The sequence below is a fragment of the uncultured Intestinibacter sp. genome (assembly GCF_902468165.1).
GTDB lineage: Bacteria > Bacillota > Clostridia > Peptostreptococcales > Peptostreptococcaceae > Intestinibacter.
On record NZ_CABQXJ010000127.1, the window covers coordinates 1 to 3,405 of the forward strand.

Sequence of the window (3,405 nt, forward strand, 5' to 3'; positions counted from 1 at the left end):
CAATAATATATTTATTCAAAGACTTATAATATAATTTTTCTCTAAAACTAATAGAAGGCTGTATCATAAAGATACAACCTTCCCCGCACAAAACATATTCACTTTCCCCAAAATGAAATTTTAAAACAATAACAAAATAAATAAAACTATTATAATATAACCAATTACAATTTGACTAATTTTTCTATTTTTTCTATACTTATATAGTAAACTATGGAGTTACTCCATAGTCAACCTGATTTTACAAATATTTTTAAATAATTAGTAGGAGACATTCAAATGAAAGATTTAACTTTTAATATAAGTGAGACTTCACAAATTACAGGTCTATCTATCGATACATTGAGATATTACGATAAAATATGTTTGATACAATCTAAAAAAAATCCAAATAATCGCTATAGGTATTATACTATTGCAGATATCTCAATAATTAATCATATTAAAACTTTGCGTGATTTAGACTTATCTATAAACGATATTAAATCACTACTACATTCAGATATTGAGGTTCAACAGACAATTCTTAAACATCACCACAAAGTACTATTAGAAAAAATAGCCTCAATAAAAAAGATAGAAAAAGTTTTTAAAGATACTTTACAAGAAGTAAATTCTAGTAACTTAATGATCAATGTTCCCTTAGTAAAAACATATAAAACGAGATATTTCAAAAAAATAAAAAATTCAGTCAAAGAAAATCAATGCTGTATTTCAAAGAAAAACTTATTAGATACTTCTCATAATTTCTTAGAAGTTATAGATAAATTTGTATTTGCATTTTATGGAAAGGAATTTGATTCTTTGGGGCTGTTTGACTTTTTTGAGCTAGGCAAAATTTCAAACGACCAAGATTATTATACAGAAATTACACCTGAAGAATTTGAGTTAAATAAAGATTTACACGATATATTGATTATTCCCGAATCGAGTTATATAGAAACTATAACAAAATTATCTAAATATACTTTTGATGAATATTTTGAAAACCTTATCGACTGGATAAACTTTAAAAATCTAAATCCTATCTATCCTGGATTCATAAAATATCTAGATACTTCACTTTATTTTGTAAATGAAGGCGAATGTCTAATAAAATTCCAAATTCCATTTATCCACAAAACATACGAATAAAACATGGTGAGTTTTCTTGCCATGTTTTTTACAAAAAAATAGCAACCATTTGGGCATGGTCGCTATAAAATCTGTCTTATACTTCCGTAGTATAAGACGGGGTCGTTATTGTTTTAAAAATTCTAACTTTGGGGAAAGTAGAATATGAATTAAGTTAGAAAAAATTTACAGAATAGTTAACTGTCATAAACTCACCACTAGTTTAATGACAATACTTAAGTTGTTCAAACATAAATTTTGTAACTTAATTTTCTATGTATTCATTATAGTATGTGTATATAATATTTGTCAATTGTATTTTTACATTTTTTTACTTTATTTCATTATTTTGTTCTTTTATATCCAAACTATAGATTAACTCCATAGTTTTTATCGTTTGAAAACATCCTTTTACATATTTTAATTTAAATATATTAAAAGCGGTATAACAAAGTTTTGTTATACCGCTAATTCACTAAATTAAATTTATAAGTTAATCAATTATTTTTATCAATTATGTTTTTATAACGAAATTTCGTCTTATAAAACTCTTCTTCCGTTTACAAAAGTTCTTTTAAAATAGCTACTATTGAAGTTATCAATAACTATTTTCTTTTGGCTGTAAGATGCATGTATCATTTGTCCATTTCCTATGTATAATCCAACATGTGAAACTTGTCCATTATTTGCTCCATTAGTATCAAAGAATACTAAATCTCCAGCTCTTAAGTTGTTTCTACTTACATATGTTCCATATTTACTTTGTGCACTTGATGTTCTTGGAAGTATTATACCAGCTTTATTTTTAAATACATAGTATGTAAATCCTGAACAGTCGAAACTGTTTGGCCCTTGAGCACCCCATACATATGGTTTACCTAATAAAGTTTTTGCATATGCTATTACAGAACTAGCACTTGCTGATACAGAGTTGTTGCTTCCACTGTTGCTAGTTGAACCACTTGGAACTGTACTTTGTAAATATGAACTACTTACATATCCAGCTTGTCCTTTGTAGTTTATTTTTGCCCATCCATTAGATGTAGATAATACTGTTACTTTTTCTTTATAATCTAATGAACCTATTTTAGAATAGCTTGTTCCAGCTCCACTTCTAACATTAAGTCCTGATGTTGCATTTACATATTTAACAGTAGTTGTTGTACTACTATTATTATTTTCACTAGTTGTACCACCTGGTACTGTAGTTTGTAAGTATGAACTACTTACATATCCAGTTTGACCATTGTAGTTTATTTTTGCCCATCCATTAGATGTAGATAACACTGTTACTTTTTCTTTGTATTCAAGTGTACCTAATTTAGAATAAGTTGTTCCAGCTCCACTTCTAACGTTAAGCCCTGATGTTGAATTTACATATTGAGTAGTACCTTGGCTTGTTGATATACCAGTCGATGTACTTTTTGTTAAATAATCTCCATGTACATATCCTGTAACTCCATTATATTTTACTTTTGCCCAACTTCCTGATTCGCTTATGTACTCTACTTGTTGTCCTTTTTGTAATGAGCCAATTATGCTATGACTAGTCGATGGCCCTGATCTAAAATTTAGTGATGAAGCCGTAACAGTTCTCATATCAGTAGCAGCATCTACATGTGATACATTCATCAATGGTAAAGCTACTGATGCCATCATAGCAGTTGCTACAATGTAATTTTTGTTTATACTCATACTCTTCTCTCCTAATATCTTTTTATGGATATATCATTTCATATATTTTATCTATCTTTGAAAATATACCCATTTTTCTATTTTACATTATTTAACTAAGTTTTGTCAAAGTTTATCGTTTTTTGTCATTTAGTTATATTTACCAAATCCTAAAAATCACCCATCTTGACACTTTATCAATAGCTTGTATTATTAAATTAAGATTTATTATTTTAGAAAGGATTTTTAATATGGAAAACGTAAAACATGAAATTCCTCCAATTTACAACCAAAATTCTAAAATATTGATTTTAGGCTCTTTCCCATCAGTAAAATCTAGAGAAAGTCAATTTTTCTATCATCACCCACAAAATAGATTTTGGAAGGTTTTATCATCAGTATTAGATAAAGATACACCTATTACTATAGATGAAAAGAAAGATTTTTTATTAGATAATAATATTGCTCTTTGGGATGTTATTGCGAGTTGTGATATTGAAGGTTCTAGTGATAGCAGTATAAAAAATGTAGTTGCCAATGATTTAAACAAAATTATAGATACTTGCGATATAAAACAGATATTTTGTAATGGTGGAAAGTCATTTGAGCTTTATAAAA

3 protein-coding genes are annotated in these 3,405 nt (G+C 27.4%); 2 read left to right on the plus strand and 1 reads right to left on the minus strand.

The genetic code is table 11. The features are described from left to right. Nucleotides 1–279 precede the first annotated feature (279 nt). A complete protein-coding gene (locus RDX53_RS13870) occupies nt 280–1,134 on the plus strand; it encodes a MerR family transcriptional regulator (RefSeq protein ID WP_195930168.1) in 855 nt (284 codons plus the stop codon). A 519-nt stretch (nt 1,135–1,653) separates the two neighbouring features. Here the strand turns inward: RDX53_RS13870 and RDX53_RS13875 are convergent. Further along, nucleotides 1,654–2,808 (minus strand): C40 family peptidase, encoded by a 1,155-nt coding sequence (locus tag RDX53_RS13875; protein ID WP_195930169.1) that lies wholly within the window; start codon nt 2,806–2,808, stop codon nt 1,654–1,656. A gap of 230 nt (nt 2,809–3,038) precedes the next feature. Between RDX53_RS13875 and RDX53_RS13880 the strand changes: the two genes are divergently transcribed. Continuing rightward, nucleotides 3,039–3,405: DNA-deoxyinosine glycosylase (locus tag RDX53_RS13880; protein WP_307994354.1), on the plus strand; the 367-nt coding region annotated here is incomplete at its 3' end.